Consider the following 16,923-nt stretch of genomic DNA (forward strand, 5'->3'; position numbering starts at 1 on the left):
TAGCGTCGTCGGGTGCCGATAATCGTGTTGTGTCTTGTCCAGTTCATGCTCGTACTCGATGACACCGTCGTGAGCGTGGCCCTGCCCAGCATCCGCCATGAGCTGGGCTTCAGCGCGTCCGGGCTGCCCTGGGTAGTCAACGCCTACTTCCTGGCCTTCGGTGGGCTGTTGCTGCTGTGCGGCCGGATGGCGGATCTGCTGGGCCGCCGTCGCGTCTTCCTCATCGGGGTGGCGCTGTTCGGCTTGGCCAGCCTGGCCTGCGGGCTCGCGCAGGAGCCGTGGCAGCTCGTCATCGGGCGGTTCGGTCAGGGCGCGGGCTCCGCGATGGCCAGCCCTGCCGCGATGTCGATGATCACGTTGCTGTATCCGGGGCCCGAGGCGCGGGCCAAGGCGCTGGGCATCTGGGGCGGCATCGCGGCCCTCGGCGGGACCACGGGCCTGGTGCTGTCCGGGGCGCTGACCGACCTGGCGTCCTGGCGTGGGATCTTCCTGATCAACCTGCCCGTCGTCGCCGTGGCGCTGGCGTTGCTGCCCCGCCTGGTCCCCGAGTCCCGCGCGCCCGGAGGGCGCCGCCTCGACGTTCCCGGCGCGGTCCTGATCACCGGTGCTGCGGTGTCGCTGGTGTACGGGCTGCTGCGAGTGGGGGAGACCGGCTGGAGCGATCCTCTCGTCATCGGTGCCGTCGTACTCTCCGTCGCCTTGATGGTGGCCTTCCTGGTGGCGGAGTCACGGGCGGCAGCGCCGCTGGTGCCCCGATCGTTCCTGGCCTCGCGGACGCGGGTGGTCGCCAACGGCGCGACTCTGCTGTTCTCGATGGCGATGTACGCCATGTCCTTCCTGCTGATGCTTCAGGTGCAGACCGCTCTGGGATATAGCCCGCTGCTGGCCGGCATCGCCTACCTGCCTTACGGTGCGGGCATTCTGGCAGGCATGTGGCTGTCGTCCCGCCTCTCGCTCAGGATCGGGACACGATGGGCGCTTCTGCTGGCGTTCGTGGTCAACATCGCCGGTCTGTTGCTGCTGTCCGACGTGGCGGCGGGCGACTCCTACGCCGCACACGTCCTGCCCGGCATGCTCGTACTGAGCGTGGGCAACGGGTTGAGCCTGCCCCTCATGGCCACGGCCGCAGTCGACGGTACGACCGAGGCGGACGCCGGTCTCGGGTCGGCCCTGTTCACCTCCGTCCAGCAGATCGGTGGCGCTGTCGGGGTGGCCGCGCTGACCATGTTGGGCTACTCACGCGGGCTCACGGCGGGCGCGGTCTGCGTGGCGCTCGGCGCCGTGCTCATCGGCGCACTGCTTCCGTCGCGTCCACGTTTCGTGAAACAGACTGCCAATGAGCTTCGGCAAACTGGATCTACTATCGGGAGTAGGTAAAGAATTTCCTCGCCATCGCCCATGGCGCAGGGGATTCCGTTGCATTGTCCAGAGGTTGGCTTGCATCTTTCTATGCAGTTCGCTTACCTTCAAGGACTCAAGGCGTACGCCTGGCAGCATCGCTTGCCGCGTGGCGCCTCCATATTGCCGAGACCGTGTCTCACCAGCGCGTACGTCATACGTGCGGATGTGACGCGGCCGCCGAATTCGCGATCTCGCGGAACCGGGGACCCATCTGTTTCTGGGGTGAATCGGTGTGCTCCATGTGAGCGCTCCGTAGGGCACTTCCACGCCCGAACCCGTCAGCTAACCCGGTAGGCGGCATGGAAGCAAGGAGCAATTTCAGTAATGGCCAAGCACAGCTTCACCCGTGCCCTCATGCCCGGAAACCTTTCCCGCCTCGCGCTGGGGCTCAGCGTGGCAGCCGGTGCCGTTCTCGCCGCCGGCCCCGCCTTCGCCGCGGACCATGAATCCCAGAGCCAGGCCCAGAGGCCGGCGACTCAGGCGAGCGCACAGGCGGTGCTGAAGATTGCCGAGTCGCAGATCGGCGTTACGGAGAACTCCGCGGGCGGCGGGACTCCATTCCACAGCTGGTACATGTCGTCGCAGCGGGCGAAGGAGACCATCGCCCGTGACGGCGGCAGCATTCAGGCGTACGCCAACGCCCCGTGGTGCGCCATGTTCGTCTCCTGGGTGGGCGAGAAGGCGGGCGCCCGGCCGACCGTCGGCTGGGACGCCTACACCGTCACCTACGCCAAGTGGTTCCAGGCGAACAAGCGCTGGGGCACGGTGGCCAAGCCCGGTGCCATCGTCTTCTACGACTGGAACGGCAAGAGCACCTCGGGCATCGACCACGTGGGCATGGTGAAGCAGGACAACGGCAACGGCACGATCACCGCGATCGAAGGCAACACCGGCAACGGCAAGGTCGAGCAGCGGATCCGGCCCAAGTCCCAGGTCGTGGGCTACGGCTACCCCGATTACAAGGCCTGACGCAGCAGGTCGAAGACTCCTTGCCAGCGCGATGGTCAAAGGATCGCGGGTGGCGAGGGAGAGTCTCCTGCGCCACCCGCTGTTTTCTTGATCCGAAGTTGCCGAGTGACGTACTCCGCCTGCCCTGACCACCGGACTGGAGCGGACGTCGGCGGAAAGGGGCCTCCCATGCTGATGAATCGGTTCGAGACGCTCCTGGTCAACAGCTCGCCACGCCGAGCGCTGCAACGTTGGTACGAGGCGCCGCAGCTGATGAAGCTGGGCGGGCGAACTCCGGGCACCCGGGTTCTGGAGATCGGCGCTCGGCGACGGTCGGTGCGCTACGCCGGGCACGTGCGGCTGGCGCTGGGCGACGCCACCGATCTCCGTGTCGCCTTCGGGATCATCCACCACATCCCTGATCGGCGAGCCGCACTGGCTGAGGCAGCGCGAGTCCTTGCCGCAAGGGGCGGGTTCCACTTCGGCGAGGTGACGGCGACTGCCCTGGCACGCCCGTCCTTCCGGCGTCTGCTTGAGCATCCCGAGGAAGACCGGTTCACGGCGGGGGAGTTCCTCGCCGAACTGCCCCGCCATGGCCTGAAGGTGGATGATCGCTGGGTCACCCGGATCGGTGGGGACTACGTGCTCGGTGTCGCACAGCGTCGCTGACCATCATGGGCGGACCGCACCGAGCAGGCGGTTGCGCCAGTAGTCGTCGAGGTCGACCACCTTGATGACATCGCCGGTTTGCGGCGCGTGCACCATCTTGCCGTTGCCGGCGTACATCCCCATGTGGCCGAGCCCCTTGCTGAAGAGCAGGTCTCCAGGCTGCAGCGCATCCAGGGGAACTCGGCGGCTGGCGCCCCACGCCCATTGAGTCCAGGTCGTCCGGGGCAGTTCGACTCCGCCGGTGCGCCAGGCGGCCTGGGTGAGGCCGGAGCAGTCGTAGGAGCCGGGCCCGGTGCCGCCGTATCGGTAGGGCTTGCCCACCTGGGCGAAGGCGAACTGGAGCGCGCGGCGGGCGTTGCCGGATGCCGGGCCGGTGTACTCGATGCCGGGGCTGTTGGGATCGCCGGTCTGGAAGGTGCCCAACCGGCGCAGGAGCTTGGTCTGTTCTTTGACCAGCTTGTCCACCTTCGTCTTCTCGTCGCGGACCTTGTCACGAGCGTCGTCGGCTTCTGTCAGAACCCGCTGCGCTTCCGTGCGCCGATCGCGCAGGTCCTTCGTCGCCGCCTCGTAGGCAAGTATTTTGGCCGCTCGGTCCTGCGCCAGTTGCTCAAGGGAGGCCATGCTGCTCAGAGCCGCCTCGGAGTTGCCCTGCAGGGCGAACGCCGGCCAGCCCCCGAAAGGGCCGGCCTGATAGCTGTTGCTCGCAATCGTGGCGAGTTCTTCGCGTAGCGCGCGGGCCTGTGCGTCCTTGCGGCTGAGCTCGGTGTTGAGCTTCTCGTACTTCTTCTTGGCCGACTTGTACGCCTCATTCGCCTGGTTGTACCGCTCGACCAGTTGGTCGGCCTGTTCGTTCAGCTTCACCAGCTTGGCCCGGATCTTGGCCGGCGACGGCTCTGCGAGAGCGCCGCTGGGCGTCGCGGCCAGTGCGATCAAGGCTAATGCTGCGGCTACTGCTGGTCGCCCGAGCCTCGTCCACACGGCCACTACGATGCCTCCTCGTAAGTCACTGAGCCTGGGCCGAAATAGTACAGAAGGCGCGGAGGCTTTTGCCCTGTTCCGTGCAATTTCCCTAGGTAGGACCGACTTACTATCAGCGGTAGCTGATCTGGTGTCACGTGTGGATACGCACGCGACGGGCATCGCGTTCAACAGACGCGTATGCGCCCCCGGCCTCCGCGGATGGCTCGGGAGCCGGGCGCGTACGCCTCAGCGTTCGGCACCTGCTCGGCCGTCACGGCGAGCAGCGGCCAGCGGTCCGGACGGGATGATCAGCGTTGACCGGCTGGTGGAGTGCACGACCCGGGTAGAGGTGCTGCCCGACAGCAGTGCTGACAACCCTCGGCGCCCACGGGAACCGAGGACGATCAACGATGCGTCGGTCTCCTCCGCCACGTCCACGATGGCCTCGGCGGCCGTCTTCTCGGGGACAGAGGCAACGCGAGGTTCTGCGTTCGGCCCGAGGGCCCGAGCACGCTCGGCGCCTTCGGCCGCCAGGTGCTCAGAGGCGTCCAAGGTTCGAGCGTCGAGGTCGCACAGGTCCTCCAGAGCCGGATGGCCTTCCAGATAGGCGGCGAGGCTTTCCAGCGGTTGGCGGGCGTAGAGAACCACGGTGGAGGCTCCCGGGAAGAGACGTGCGGTCTCTTCGACGGCGTGCCGGGCGTCTGGGGAGCCGTCGTAGGCGATGAGGATGGACATGAGATCTTCTGCCTTCTGAGGTGTCAGCCGCGGGAGGCGGTGACCTCGTCGGCGGGCGCGCCGGCGCGGGTGCGCAGGGCCGCCGCGGCGATCAGGGCGCCGGCGAGCGCGCCCTGCGGGATGGACGTGATGAAGCTGATCACCGCTGGACCGGGAAGCTGGATGACGGGCACCGCCATGATGTCCGACAGCGTGAACAGCATGGTCGCCACGGCCCACGCCGGCGCGGCGCGGGAAGCCAGGCGCGCGTACCGGCTCGCCTCTGCTGACAACAGCCCCTTGTCGGAGGGCAGCAGAACCGCTGCCATCAGCAACGCGCCGATCGTCACGACGGCCGACAGGTTCGCGGCGAGCTTGGCGGCGGGCAACCTCCAGCGGGTCACGGCTCCGGAGTCGGCGAGACCGGCGATCGTGGGGGTGAAGGCCGCCCCTCCGGACAGCAGACCGATCACCAGGGCGGCCACGGAGGCGCCGGTGGTGGCGAGGAGCAGGCGCGTCAGGCGTGCGGTCATCCCTGGCCTCCTCGTTCAGCCGGACGGTGGTGAGGTGTCGGTGGCGCCGCGTGCCGTCAGCATGCGCCGCATCAGGTCGATCTCTGCTTGCTGGGCGGCCAGGATGGCGCTGGCCATGCGGTGTACCTGCGGCCGGCCGCTCTGCCGTGCCGCCTGCGCATCGCCTGCTGGTTCTGTGCTTGCAGGTGCGAAATCGCGCCCGCGTGCAGGCGGCTGCCCGGCTCGCCGGCGCCCATGGGAGGCTGAAGGGCACCTGAGGGGTCTGGTAGGCCAGGGTCGCCAGCTTGGAGATCTGCCGCCGGGCCGCATCGAAATCGCGCTGAGCGGCCCGCAAGCCCGCCGCGGCCGAGCGTTCCGCCCGTTCCGCGGCGGCGAGCGCCACCCGGTTGGCGTTGTAGTCGGCCACGACGGCGTCGAAGTCCTTCTGCAGCCGGCTCAGTTGCTTGCGGAGTTGCTCGGCGGTGGGCTGAGGGTCGGCCGGAGCCGCCGGCAGCGATCAGCACGGCCGGCAGGCCCTGCGCGTGTGTGAATCGGGAGCCCGGCCGTCGAGCCGTCACTCCGTGCCCTGCCGTCGAAGAGGCCGCCGCCGGCACCCAACGAGGCTGGTCGCGCCGGCTGAGCAGGCGCTGCAGGCGCTCCACGACACCCGCGTCCGCCAACGCGAAGGTGGCCGCCGGACCTGGAGCGGACTCGCCGGCCGCCATGCGGACCAGGGCGCGCGCCAACGGCAGCTCGCCGTGCGCGCGGCAGGCATGATCGTCGGCGATCATCTCCAGCAGCACGGCGACCGCCTGCCGTGCCGTCCGCACGGGCGTCAGCCACGGGAACGCGTGCGTCAGCGCCACGAACGGCAGCAGGGCCAGATCGTGGCGCCCGCGTGCGGGCGCCCGCTCATGCCGCAGGACGGCATCCAACTCCTGCGTCGTCAGCAGGACCACCGTGCCCTGGCTCAGCACGATGCGCCGATGCCGGCCCGGTACGCAGCTGGCCACCCGCTCGGCGACCGGCAGGACGTAGGCGTCGTGGTCCGGCCAGTGATCGGCCACCACGTCGACCAGCATGCGCCGGCGTCGCCGCTGCCGGATCGTCCTGGCGGTGGTGCGTACCGTGTGGATCAGACCACGCCAGCGCCACCAGGTGCGGCAGCCCCAGCCCGTCCAGGCCGTGCCCGTTCGCGATCTGGCGCATCAGGGTGTGCATCCCGTGCGGGAACACCGCCGCCAGCGGCGCCACCGCGGCCACCAGCCCGAGGTCGACCGCCTCACCTCGTCGATGCTGCCGGGCCGGATACTTAAAGTCAACATGTGTGAAGTTCAACGCTCGATCAGTCTTGCCCCGTGTCCGAAACCCCGCGTACGCGGCGCCGCCCCACCCACCGCAAGGGCAGGCCCACCCTGACCCGAGAGTCGATCGGCCAGGCGGCGCTGACGCTCATCTCGCGGAACGGGCCCACGGCGCTGACCATGCGGATCCTGGCCGACGAACTCGGCGTCTCGCCTCGCGCGCTGTACAACTACGTCACTGACCAACGCGAGGTGCTGGCGCTGGCGCTGAGCGTCGCCCAGGAGGACGCGCCGACACCGCGGCTCGATGCGGATGATTGGCGAGACAGCCTGCGCGAGTACTGCAGGGAGCCGCGTTCCTGGTACCGCCGTCACGCAGGGCTGCTGGCCCTGGCCATGAGCGGACAGTTCGCCACGCTCACCGACCCGCAGCACACCCTGGCACGTCACCAGGACACCGTGCTCGGGTTCCTCCTCGAGCTCGGACTGAGCCCGAAAGACGCACACCGTGCGTATCAACACCTGATCCTGCTGATCGCCGGGTTCACCGAGTTCTACGACTCCTGGCACGACCGGCCACCGGCCGGGGTGGACCCGGCCGATTGGGCCACCGCAGCCCCGCAGGTTCAGCGCGCCGTGGCCGACCTCGACACGCCGCATCTGAGCCGGGTTCTCGCAGAAGCAGGCCCGCAGCGGCCGGACGATCTGTTCGAGGGCACGGTGGACATGCTCGTGGCATGGCTGGAGCGGACACAGAGAGGCTGAGCCTCAGCCTCCACAGCCGTCGCGAAGAGATCAGGCTCAGGGGTGGCCTACTTCAGGACGTCTTCTCCTCCCCGGCGGCCTTCTCCAGGGCGGTGACGACGCCTGGGCCGAGGTGCATCCCGGCAGCGTCGTGGTGAGCCCGCGCGGTGGTGGAGTCCACGCTGACCAGGGACAAGTCCACCTCGCGTCGCTGCGCGGCTTCCGCGATCATGCCCTCCAGCCCAGCTTCGAACTCCCCGGGCATCTCCCGCCACCGCCCGCCTGTCCGGAACCGCCAGATCACCCCCTCGAACTGCTGCCGCAGCCGCTCGGGGTACGGGCCGAACCCACCGATCGGCAGGTAGGGCTCGATGAACTCCCACTCCACATCCGTCAACTGCACCCGCGTCACGCAAAACGGCCCCGAGACGAGGGCGGATCCCGCAGATTGATCACAACCAAATACACGCCCTGATCGAGCCTCGGCCAGCTGCCAACGACACGTGGAAGATCTGACGTCGAACACATTGCTCGGTCACCATCCGTTGCCGCGATCGAAGGCCATGATCCTCCCAACCAGTCAAGATCGGTTCGGTTGAAGACGGATTCGCTGCCCAACAACGTGATCCGGCCGGTGAAGCCGCGTTGTCGCAGGGGGTCCGCGGCACTGATGCCCGCCACGGACGCGCCCACAATGACCATCTGGTCCCCTATGGTGATCCCTCGATCGAGATCGCCTGTCCTGGACACACCATGGCTGCTTCCTGGACGGATTCGTGTTGCTCCGCATCAGCGTATGGATGCAACAGAACCGCGATCCCGTCCTCCTCTCGCTGATCGAAGAGCTCAGGAGCGGTAAGCACGCATTGGCCCGAACCGCAGCATTTTCCCTCGTCCAATGTGATCTTCATGGAGGTGTCTCTTACCAGGTCACCGGCAGCCGGTGGATGCCGTAGACGAGTGCGTCGCTCTTGAACGGCAGGCGCTCTACCGGGTCCGCCAGTGCCAGGTCCGGGATCCGTGCGAACAACGTGTTCAGCACGACCTCCAGCTCCAGCCGGGCCAGGTTCTGTCCGAGGCACTGGTGGATCCCGAAACCGAAGGCCAGGTGGTGCCGCGCACCGCGGTCGACGTCGATCTGATCCGGCCGCGTGAACACGTCCGGGTCGTGGTTGGCGGCCGCGGCCGCCACGATGACGCCGTCGCCGGCGCGGAAGGTGACGCCGTCCAGTTCGAAATCTTCGACGACCACCCGGGAAGTGGCGTTGTCGACGATGGAGTGAAAGCGCAGCAGCTCTTCGACCAGCTGCGGGGTCCGCTCGGGCCGCTCCCGCAACCCGGCCAGCAGTTCCGGATCGTCCAGAAGCGAGGCCACGCTCAGCGAGATCATGTTGGCGGTGGTCTCGTGACCGCCGACCAGTAGCAGTAGCCCGATCCCGGTCAGGGTCTCGCGGTCATAGGCGTCGATGTCGTGGTACTTGTCGATCAGCCGGCTCAGCAGATCCTCGCCCGGCTCGGTCTCCTTGCCCACGACCAGGCCGTTGATGTACTGGCGCAACCACAATGCGGTGTCGCGTCGCTGCTCGCTGGTCGCGTTGCGGCTGAGAATGAGCTTCGTTCTGCCCTGGAACTGACCGCGATCAGCGTAGGGCACTCCCAGTAGCTCGCAGATCACCAGCGACGGCACCGGCAACGACAAGGCCTCCACCAGGTCGGCCGGCCGCGGTCCGGCCAGCATCTCGTCGATGGACCGGTCGGTGATCCGCTGGATCTCCGGTCGCATCTGCTTGACTCGCTTGACGGTGAACTCATTGGTGATCATGCGCCGGTGCTGGGAATGCTCCGGCGGGTCCATGGCGACGATCGTGCCCTTCAGTGGCACCGAGGCGACCCCGGGAATCAGCTGCGGAAAACCGGGGTTCGCGCGGTTCGAGCTGATCTTGTCACTGGACAGGAATTTTCGCGCGAAGGCGTGCCCGGTGATCAACCACGCTTGCTTGCCGTCTTGCAGGGTCACCCGCGAGATCGGTGCCTCCCGTCTGACTTGCTCGTACTGCGGCGGCGGACCGAATGGGCAGGAGCGGGGCATCGGGAATGACGGCGGAGCCTGAGTGACGGAATTTGTCATGATGTCACCTCTCGAAATAAGGAACCCTGAGTTCCTTATGATCAGGCTAAGCTCGGCGATCAGGGAACGCAAGGTTTCTTGGGAGTTGTGATGCCGAACACACCGAGGACGGCTCCGTCCGCAGGCGAGACCATGTCGCGCCGCCGGGGAGCCGAGCTCGAAGACGCCATTCTGGACGCGGCTCGCGAGGAACTGGCCGAACTGGGTTACGCGAAGTCCACCATGAGAGGCATCGCGAACCGCGCCGGTACCAGCAAGGCCGTGTTGTACCGCCGCTGGAGCAGCCTGCCCGAGCTGGTGCTGGACACGCTGCGGAGCCGGTTCGCCAACGTGCCGGTCCCCGACACCGGTGATCTGCGCGACGATGTGCTGGACCTCTTGCGTCAGGCGCAGACGAACCTCGGCGACACCCGCCGCGACACGGTCTCCGGGCTGATCGCGGACACAGTTCACGACCCGCGGCTGGCACAGCGACTGCGGGACCTCATCGCCAACTCCGCCCTGTCGGACGCCATGTCCACGGTGCTGAAGCGCGCGGCCGAGCGCGGTCAGATCCCGCCCGGCCCCTGGCCGCGACGGGTGATCACCCTGCCGATCAGCCTGCTGCGGGACGACTTCGTGGTCTTCGGGATCTGGCCATCCGATGCCGACCTGGCCGCGGTTGCCGACGAGGTCTTCCTTCCACTGCTGGGTTACGCGTCACCTTCCGGCGTGATTCGAAACGGCGATCATCCGTCGGGCGAGCATCGAGGGTGATGCGCATCCTTGAGCCGGGTCCATCTTGAAATCGCAGGTCATCCCCTTGTCTGAGTTCGTTCGGCGGTGTTCGGGCAGATGGTGACGCCTGATCATGGTGGGTGATCGTCTGTCACCGGCTGATCTCGCTGTGGGTCAGCAGCAGTGCGCGCAGCAGCATGGTGGCGTGAGCGGCGTCCAGGCCCCGCCCAACCCGCTCTACGACGCCACCCGCAGGGCTCACGCCGCGTACGCCCAGGCGCGGGACGTCGGAGATCCGGTGGTCGCAGGTCAGGCCATGCTGGAGCTCGCCGACACCGCCGACCCGCCACTGCGCGTGTTCTGCGGTGGGGTCACGCTGTCGAAGGTCGTCCACTCATGACGCTGGTCGATGGTGGAGAAGCCGAGGATGTCCAGGCGGCCTCGCGGAAGGCGCCGGCGTGCGCGGGGCCGCGGGATCTCGACCTCAGACTGGTGGGCGCGGGTCAGCAGGCCGGCCTGGGTGAGTGCCTTCACCAGTTCCGAGCCGACGTTCCCGGTGGCGCCGGTGACCAGAATCATGCATTGCATCCTTGCGATGCGGCGCCGGGCTCAGACAGCTGCGACAAGCCCGGCGGCCAGGGCGATCAGCGCGGCCGCGAGCAGCAGGGTGCTGAAGTCCCGACGCGAGGAAGCGGAGCCCCGCCCGGTGATGGTGCCGCCTTCCTGGCCGGGCGTGGGGCGTCACTGCTGCGCCCGTCCTAACGCGATCGCACCCCGTCCCGACGAGCACCTGCTCGCACCGATCCGCCTGGGCCTGCCACCATCGGGCGCACCGACGAGGCGAGCTGCCGGGCCCGTGTGGCGGTCACGCGTGGCTCTTCTCTGCGGTCGTGTACGGCGGCGCGGTGGCCAGGCGGTGCCTGCGCTTGGGCAAGCCGTACGTGGGGTGCATGGTGGCCCACAGCGCCGTCCTGTGAATGGCCGCCTGGACCCGCGAGGGCTGCCGACCGCCCTGGTACTTCGGCTTCGCCTGCCCCTGGTCGTCGACTGTTTGCAGGATCGCGTTCCGCCGTCCGAGGCTGATGTGGTTGTACGTGTGAACCAGCTTGGTGTGCGCGATCCTACGGCCGGTCAGGCGTCCCACGATGGCCTCGATGGCCTGCCGGCCGGTGTAGCCGGCCGACGCGCAGGACATCGGCAGTGGCCGGCCGTTGTCGCCGATGGCGTGGACGCTGTCGCCGATGGCGTAGACGTCCGGGTGCGAGACTGACCGCATGGTGCGGTCGACGACGATCTGTCCCTTCCCGGTGACCTGCAACCCGCCGGCGGCGGCGATGGGGCTGAGCGCGAACCCGGCCGTCCACACGGTCGCGTCGGAGGGCAGGGTGGTGCCGTCGGCGAACCGCACCCGCGTCGCCTCGACCGCTTCCACGCTGGTGTGTTCCACGACGGTGACGCCCAGCCGGTCGCAGGCCCGGCGCAGGTAGCGGCGGGCTCCGGCGGAGAGCCGGGCGCCCAGCTCGTGACGGGCGACGAGCGTCACCGACAGGCCGGGCCGGGCCTCGGCGATCTCGGTGGCGGACTCGATGCCGGTCAGCCCGTCGCCGACGACCACCACGTTCCCGCCTCCGCCTCGCCTGTCCAGGCTGTCCAGGCGCTCACGCAGGCGTAGCGCCGAGGGGCGGGCGGCGACGTCGAAGGCGTGCTCGGCCGCGCCGGGAACGCTGCCGTCGTCGCCGCGGCTGCCGAGTGCGTAGACAAGCGTGTCGTAGCCGAGCTCCCCGCCACCGCCGGCGACGCTGTCGGCGTCGGCCATGGTGACGATCCGGCGCTCGGGATCGATGGCGGTGACGCGGGCCAGGCGCAGCTCGATCCCCGTTCCCGCGAAGACGCCAACGAGCGTCGGGGCCTGGAGGTCCCGGCCGGCCGCGAGCTGGTGCAGCCGCATGCGCTGGACGAAGTCCGGCACGGCGTTGACCACAGTGATCTTGACGTCCGTGCGGGACAGCCGGCGGGCCAGGTTCCCGGCCACGTAGGCCCCGGCGTAGCCGGCGCCGAGGACGACGATGCGATGCCTCATGTGTCGCTCCTGTCGGTTGGCTCTCGCTGGTGAGCGTGGACTCGGTCCTGCGTCAGCGGTCTTCTCGATCGAGGGTGCCGTGCGCCTCCGCCGAGAGGTCCTGCCAGTCGGCCCAGGTCTTGAGCCGGTCGGCGTAGACCTGCTGGAGCATGGGGTAGAAGCCCTGCCCGAAGAGGACCCGCAGGGGCGGGTTGTCGGAGTCGACGAGCTTGAGCAGCGCCTGGGCCGCGGCGGCAGGGTCACCGGCGGGCTGCTTGCCCGCGTACGCGGCGATGCGCTGCCGGAGACCGTCGTAGATCGGGTCGGGCTCGGACAGGTGGCCGTTGGCGAGCGGGTCGGGGTTCTTGCCGGAGCGGGTGGCGAAGCCGCCGGGCTCGATCACGGTCACCTTGATGCCGAAGCCGGCGACCTCCTGGGCGAGGGATTCGTTCAGGGCTTCCAGCGCCCACTTGGAGGCGCTGTAGGCGCCGCTGAGCGGCATCGCCATGAGGCCGGCTGCCGAGGACAGCTGGATGATGTGCCCTGAGCCCTGCTCGCGCAGGTAGGGCAGCGCGGCCTGGATCACCCACAACGCGCCGAACAGGTTGGTCTCCAGCTGGTCGCGCAGGTCCTGCCCGGTCAGCTCCTCGACCGCGCCGACCTGGGCGTAGCCGGCGTTGTTCACGATGACGTCCAGGCGGCCGAAGTGCTCCTTGGCCCGGGTGACGCTCGCGTGGACGGCGGCCGTGTCGGTGACGTCCAGCTTCAGCGGAAGCACCAGGTCGCCGTAGGCGGTGACCAGGTCGTCGAGGCTTTCGGCGGTCCGGGCGGTCGCGGCCACCTTGTCGCCGCGCGACAGGGCGGCCTCGACGAACTCGCGGCCCAGGCCGCGGGACGAACCGGTGACGAACCAAACCTTGCTCATGATGTCTTTCCTCTTTCGGCTGGCGGCAGAGCGCTGATTCCCACGTGCTGGGGCGCGCGGCATCCTGACGACCATGTGGCGTCGGTGCCACGAACTTTGTGACAGTGCGGTGCTGTGTCGTACGCCACAACGAACCACAGAGGACGGGGTGTCACACGGTGGTGCGGGCCGGCGTCTTGTGTACGGAACAGGAGGTGCGGGTGACAGGCGGGACCAGTCATGTACGGGCGCAGGGACGCGAGCGGTTCCCTTCCGCACGGACGGCCGGACCGACGGCGTCATGGCGGGTCCGGGCCAGGACGCCCGCGTCACTGACCTCTGCTGCGTCCGCAACTCGCGAAAGCCGGCCCGCATCGCCGCGCACGCTGAGGTGACTCTTCAGCGGTCGCGACTTGCTCGACACCCCTGTACGGCGCGGGCATTCCAGGCTGAGTCCACCCTCGCCACAGGCATCACGCAAACGTTATATATAGGAGTAGACGTGGCCTTTCGGGCCGCGCCGGCAGCCGACACAGCACCGTCACCCTGGGCGGCGGTGGCCAGGACAGTCGTCCTGCTCACGGCGGGCATCGCCGTGCTGCTCACCGCCTTCGCCTGGCCGTCGGTGCGCTCGTCGGTGCACGACGTGCCGATCGCCGTCGCCGGGCCGGCTGCCTTGGCCAAGCGGACCAGCGCCGCCCTCGACCAGCGCCTGCCGGGCGGCTTCGAGATCACCGAGGTCGCCGACACCGCGGCCGCCGAACGGTTGATCCGCGACCGGCAGGTGTACGGGGCGATCGACCTCAGCTCCGGTTCCCCGCAGGTCATCATCGCCTCCGCCGCCAGCGCGGCGGTCGCGCAGACCCTGCAGGGCATCGCGACCGCGCTCGGTCAGGCGCAGGACGCCGGTCCCGCGGCCGCCGTCCGCGATCTCGTCGCCCTGCCGGCCGACGACCCGCGCGGCGCCGGCCTGGCTGCCGGAGCGCTGCCCCTGGCCATGGGCGGCCTGCTCGCCGGGCTGCTGCTGACCACGCTCGTCCGCGGCACCGGTCGCCGGGTCGCCGGAGCGCTCGCCTTCGCGGTCACCGGCGGCCTCGCGGTGGCGGCGATCCTGCAGTTCTGGCTCGGCTCGCTCAGCGGCCACTACTGGGCCAGCAGCGGCGCGATCGCCCTGACCGTCGCGGCCACCTCCCTGAGCATCCTCGGCCTGGCGTCCCTGCTCGGGAACGCCGGCTTCGGCCTCGGCGCCGCCACCGTGATGCTCATCGGCAATCCCCTGTCAGGCGCCGCGACCGCACCCGAGATGTTGCCCGGCTGGTCCGGCGCGCTCGGCCAACTGCTGCCGCCGGGGGCGGGGGGCCAGTTGCTGCGCTCCACCGCGTTCTTCGACGGCCGCGGCGCTGCCCACTCCCTCATCGTCCTGGTCGCCTGGCTCGTGCTCGGGCTCACGCTCTGCCTGGCCGGCGGCCTGCGCGCCCGCCGTGCCGCCACACGCGCGGCGGGCGCGCCCTCCGCTCCAGCGCGTCCGGGTTCCGGGAACGGCGGTCATTCCGGGAAGGGCGGTCCCAGCGAACCCAAGACACCGCTCACCCTGCGGTGAACACCAGTGACAAGCAGAGCCCGACTCCGCCGCGGCCACCCAGGAAGGAACTGCGCGGAAGGATGCCTGGTTCCTGCCGAGCCCGGGCCTGTCGCTCCTCGCAGGGCTCCTGCTCACCATGGTCCTCACCGGCCTGCACGAGGCCTGGCACTGGATGGCAGGACGCGCGATCGGCGTTCCCGCGATCTTCCGCCTGCGCCTGGCCCACCCGCACGCAGCCGCCGACCGCTTCCTCGCCCTGGTCGTCCTAGGTCACCCGCATCATCCGGCAGTGGGCGGCCCTGCCACTGCGCAGCGACTCGTACGCGCTGCTCGCGAATGCCCTGCGCTGCCACAACCTCTACCGGGCCACCTGGCTGACCACCAAGGCCCGCCTCCTCCGCCTCACCCCCGCCGAACGAGACGAACTGACCACGATGAGCGGCCGCGACCGCAGCGTCGCCCGCTGGTTCGCCCTGCCGTACGTCACCGGCCTGCTCATCATGACCTTGGTCTTCCTCACCATTGCCCTGCCCCTGGCGATCTCACTCGGCCAGTGGGCCCGGGACAGGCTCGCCACCGCGCACTGGCACTGGCTGGCCGGCGCTCTCGCCGCAGTGCGGCTGTCCTTGGACCGCTGGAGCACGCCCGCCATCATCGGCGCGACCGTCTGCTGACCGCCGGCAGGACGGACCCCGGTAGAGGTGGCCACCGTGGTGATGAGGCGCAACCTCAGTGCCAGGCCAGGCGTTGCTCCAGCAGCGCGTGCTGGGCCGGGTTGGCGGTCAGCTCCAGCGCCCGCTCATCGGCCCGCCGCGCCTGTTCACGGCGGCCCAGATCACGCAGTAACTCGGCGTGGGTGGCGTGGAAGAGGGGGTAGCGCTCCAGCACGTCGCCAAGGTCTTCCAGCTCGGCCAGGGCCGCCTCAGGGCCTTGGACGTGCCGCAGGGCGATCGCCCGGTGCAACCGCGTGACCGGTGAGGGCGCCAGGTGCAGCAGCATGTCGTAGAGCACCAGGATCTGCGCCCAGTCGGTGGCGGCGAAGGTCTCGGCCTCGGCGTGGCAGGCAACGATCGCCGCCTGCAGCTGGTACGGCCCCGGCCGCCGGTGGGCGAGGGCCGCGCGCGTGAGGAGGGCGGTGGCCTGCTCGATGGCCTGCCGGTCCCACAGACCTCGGTCCTGATCGGCCAGCAGCACCAAGCGGCCCTGGGGGTCGAAGCGGGCCACGCCCCGCGCCCGGTGCAGCCGGATCAGCGCCAGCAGCCCGGCCACCTCCGGCTCCTTCGGCAGCAGGTTCGCCAAGAGCGCGGCCAGCCACTCGGCGTCCTCGACCAGGTCACGTGCCTGGGCCCGCTCGGCCGTGCTGGACAGGTAGCCCTCGTTGAACAGCAGGTAGATGACCGCCAGCACCTCGCCGACGCGCCACGGCAACTCCTCCTGCGCCGGGACGCGGTAAGGGATCCCGGCTTCGCCGATCTTCCGTTTGGCGCGGGTGATGCGCTGCGCCACCGTGGACTCGGGCACCAGGAACGCGGCGGCGATCTGCTCGGCCGACAGCCCGCACACCACGCGCAACGTGAGCGCGATCTGCGCGGCACGCGACAGCGCCGGGTGGCAGCAGGTGAAGATCAGCCGCAACCGGTCGTCACGCGGGGCGGGGGCCGGCCAGGTGAGCTGGGCGAGCTTGGCCCGGTAGTTCGACTCCCGGCGCAGCACGTCCAGGCCGCGCCGCCGGGCCACGGTGAACAACCAGGCGTCTGGGCGCTCGGGGATCCCCTCGACCGGCCAGCGGCGCAGCGCGACCTCCACCGCGTCCTGTACCAGGTCCTCGGCGGCGGCGAAGTCGCCCAGCAGCGACACCAAGGACGCGGCCAGCCGGCCCGCGTGCTCGCGCACCACGCGGGCCAGCACCTCCCGGCTCACCTGCTCGGGCACCGGCTCGCTCATGAGATGGGGCGAATCTCCACGATCGGGCAAGCCGGCCAGGAGCGAGCAATCTTCAGCGCCTCGTCCAGGTCGGCCACCTCGACCTCGGCGAACCCGCTGACCACCTCCTTGCCCTCGACGAACGGCCCGTCCGTGACGACGGGCTCGCCCTGATCCAGGCGCACCGTGGTGGCGGTGTGCACCGGCGCCAGATGCGTATGGTGGGTGATCTTGTCGGCGTGGTCGGCGAACCACTGTCCGACGGCCGCGTAGGCGGCCTGCTGCTCCAGCTCGCCCATCGCCTCCAGTTGCTTGGCGAATTGCTCGGTCTCGACGAACATCAGCACGTACTTCACCT

Annotated in this window: 18 protein-coding genes, 1 pseudogene and 1 riboswitch; of the genes and pseudogenes, 7 read left to right on the forward strand and 12 right to left on the reverse strand. The window is 69.4% G+C overall.

From position 1 onward, the window contains the following. Positions 1–24 precede the first annotated feature (24 nt). The 3 genes from ACBJ32_RS32740 to ACBJ32_RS32750 all read left to right on the forward strand — a co-directional run bounded on the left by ACBJ32_RS32740 (position 25) and on the right by ACBJ32_RS32750 (position 3,018). On the forward strand, positions 25–1,377 hold the full coding sequence (locus tag ACBJ32_RS32740) for an MFS transporter (protein WP_375130290.1): 1,353 nt from the start codon (positions 25–27) through the stop codon (positions 1,375–1,377). 189 nt (positions 1,378–1,566) lie between these two features. Further along, positions 1,567–1,713, forward strand: a riboswitch (cyclic di-AMP (ydaO/yuaA leader). Positions 1,714–1,896: 183 nt separating this feature from the next. Further along, positions 1,897–2,370, forward strand: a complete 474-nt coding sequence (locus ACBJ32_RS32745) for a CHAP domain-containing protein (RefSeq protein ID WP_375130025.1) — start codon at positions 1,897–1,899, stop codon at positions 2,368–2,370. Positions 2,371–2,538: 168 nt separating this feature from the next. Further along, entirely contained in the window at positions 2,539–3,018 is a 480-nt protein-coding gene (locus ACBJ32_RS32750) for an SAM-dependent methyltransferase (RefSeq protein WP_375130026.1), read from the forward strand. Positions 3,019–3,021: 3 nt separating this feature from the next. On the opposite strand, the gene ACBJ32_RS32755 is transcribed toward ACBJ32_RS32750, so the two are convergent. From ACBJ32_RS32755 to ACBJ32_RS32770, 4 genes are all read right to left on the reverse strand, one after another. After that, positions 3,022–3,951 carry an NlpC/P60 family protein gene (locus tag ACBJ32_RS32755; RefSeq protein ID WP_375130027.1) on the reverse strand — a complete coding sequence of 310 codons (930 nt, stop codon included), beginning with the start codon at positions 3,949–3,951 and terminating at the stop codon, positions 3,022–3,024. A 273-nt stretch (positions 3,952–4,224) separates the two neighbouring features. Then, a complete protein-coding gene (locus ACBJ32_RS32760) occupies positions 4,225–4,713 on the reverse strand; it encodes a universal stress protein (RefSeq protein ID WP_375130028.1) in 489 nt (162 codons plus the stop codon). A gap of 23 nt (positions 4,714–4,736) precedes the next feature. Continuing rightward, entirely contained in the window at positions 4,737–5,225 is a 489-nt protein-coding gene (locus ACBJ32_RS32765; protein WP_375130029.1) for a hypothetical protein, read from the reverse strand. Positions 5,226–5,296: 71 nt separating this feature from the next. Continuing rightward, a complete protein-coding gene (locus ACBJ32_RS32770) occupies positions 5,297–6,286 on the reverse strand; it encodes a M56 family metallopeptidase (RefSeq protein ID WP_375130030.1) in 990 nt (329 codons plus the stop codon). A gap of 276 nt (positions 6,287–6,562) precedes the next feature. Here ACBJ32_RS32770 and ACBJ32_RS32775 point away from each other — a divergent pair, with 276 nt between their 5' ends. Next, on the forward strand, positions 6,563–7,273 hold the full coding sequence (locus tag ACBJ32_RS32775; RefSeq protein ID WP_375130031.1) for a TetR/AcrR family transcriptional regulator: 711 nt from the start codon (positions 6,563–6,565) through the stop codon (positions 7,271–7,273). A 61-nt stretch (positions 7,274–7,334) separates the two neighbouring features. Here the strand turns inward: ACBJ32_RS32775 and ACBJ32_RS32780 are convergent. The 3 genes and pseudogenes from ACBJ32_RS32780 to ACBJ32_RS32790 all read right to left on the reverse strand — a co-directional run. Continuing rightward, positions 7,335–7,664, reverse strand: a pseudogene (locus ACBJ32_RS32780) (transposase); the annotation flags it as partial. Between the two features lie 298 nt (positions 7,665–7,962). After that, positions 7,963–8,163, reverse strand: a complete 201-nt coding sequence (locus tag ACBJ32_RS32785) for a ferredoxin (protein WP_375130032.1) — start codon at positions 8,161–8,163, stop codon at positions 7,963–7,965. Positions 8,164–8,174: 11 nt separating this feature from the next. After that, entirely contained in the window at positions 8,175–9,269 is a 1,095-nt protein-coding gene (locus ACBJ32_RS32790; RefSeq protein ID WP_375130033.1) for a cytochrome P450, read from the reverse strand. A gap of 201 nt (positions 9,270–9,470) precedes the next feature. Between ACBJ32_RS32790 and ACBJ32_RS32795 the strand changes: the two genes are divergently transcribed. Beyond that, positions 9,471–10,136, forward strand: coding sequence for a TetR/AcrR family transcriptional regulator (locus tag ACBJ32_RS32795; protein ID WP_375130034.1), 666 nt, complete (start codon positions 9,471–9,473; stop codon positions 10,134–10,136). Positions 10,137–10,406: 270 nt separating this feature from the next. On the opposite strand, the gene ACBJ32_RS32800 is transcribed toward ACBJ32_RS32795, so the two are convergent. The 3 genes from ACBJ32_RS32800 to ACBJ32_RS32810 form a co-directional block, all read right to left on the reverse strand. Beyond that, positions 10,407–10,676: a hypothetical protein gene (locus ACBJ32_RS32800; protein WP_375130035.1), complete on the reverse strand. Its 270-nt coding sequence runs from the start codon at positions 10,674–10,676 to the stop codon at positions 10,407–10,409. Positions 10,677–10,962: 286 nt separating this feature from the next. Next, positions 10,963–12,177, reverse strand: coding sequence for an NAD(P)/FAD-dependent oxidoreductase (locus ACBJ32_RS32805; RefSeq protein ID WP_375130036.1), 1,215 nt, complete (start codon positions 12,175–12,177; stop codon positions 10,963–10,965). 52 nt (positions 12,178–12,229) lie between these two features. Then, positions 12,230–13,081 carry an SDR family NAD(P)-dependent oxidoreductase gene (locus ACBJ32_RS32810; protein WP_375130037.1) on the reverse strand — a complete coding sequence of 284 codons (852 nt, stop codon included), beginning with the start codon at positions 13,079–13,081 and terminating at the stop codon, positions 12,230–12,232. Positions 13,082–13,616: 535 nt separating this feature from the next. On the opposite strand from ACBJ32_RS32810, the gene ACBJ32_RS32815 reads away from it, so the two are divergent. Together ACBJ32_RS32815 and ACBJ32_RS32820 are read left to right on the forward strand one after the other, a co-directional pair. Then, complete coding sequence (locus ACBJ32_RS32815; RefSeq protein ID WP_375130038.1) at positions 13,617–14,660, forward strand: hypothetical protein; 1,044 nt, start codon at positions 13,617–13,619, stop codon at positions 14,658–14,660. Positions 14,661–15,076: 416 nt separating this feature from the next. Next, a complete protein-coding gene (locus ACBJ32_RS32820; protein ID WP_375130039.1) occupies positions 15,077–15,316 on the forward strand; it encodes a hypothetical protein in 240 nt (79 codons plus the stop codon). A gap of 55 nt (positions 15,317–15,371) precedes the next feature. Here ACBJ32_RS32820 and ACBJ32_RS32825 read toward each other — a convergent pair whose 3' ends face one another. After that, positions 15,372–16,586, reverse strand: a complete 1,215-nt coding sequence (locus ACBJ32_RS32825) for an RNA polymerase sigma factor (protein WP_375130040.1) — start codon at positions 16,584–16,586, stop codon at positions 15,372–15,374. Further along, positions 16,583–16,921, reverse strand: a complete 339-nt coding sequence (locus ACBJ32_RS32830) for a YciI family protein (RefSeq protein ID WP_375130041.1) — start codon at positions 16,919–16,921, stop codon at positions 16,583–16,585. Before ACBJ32_RS32830 ends, ACBJ32_RS32825 begins: the two co-directional genes overlap by 4 nt. Positions 16,922–16,923: the final 2 nt, after the last annotated feature.

The organism is Nonomuraea sp. GTA35, assembly GCF_041950525.1.
Lineage (GTDB): Bacteria > Actinomycetota > Actinomycetes > Streptosporangiales > Streptosporangiaceae > Nonomuraea.